1 protein-coding gene is annotated in these 283 nt (G+C 62.5%); it reads left to right on the forward strand.

The features are described from left to right. The coding region (locus L6Q96_23555) for a hypothetical protein (GenBank protein MCK6557524.1) at nucleotides 1-283 on the forward strand (283 nt) is incomplete at both ends.

Below are 283 nucleotides of genomic sequence, written 5' to 3' on the forward strand. Positions count from 1 at the left end.
GTCCTCGCGATGCCCGCGTCTACCGGATGCTCTTCCGCGGCGTTGTCTTCGTTGAACTCCCGGAGGACATCGAAGGGTGGGGCCGCTGGTTCGTGGTGGACCTGTGGTCGCGACGCGTGTTCTTCCCGACGCGAGAACCGGATCGCACCCCGTATCTCCACTACAACCACGACATGAACCTCGGGGTGGCCGTCGACAACACGCAGAAACACGACGACCTCTGGACGGTCACTTGGGGCGATGGTGAAGCCAGTTGGTCCTACGGGCATATCACCGTCCGACT

It is taken from the genome of Candidatus Binatia bacterium, from assembly GCA_023150935.1.
Taxonomy (GTDB): domain Bacteria; phylum Desulfobacterota; class Binatia; order HRBIN30; family HRBIN30; genus JAKLJW01.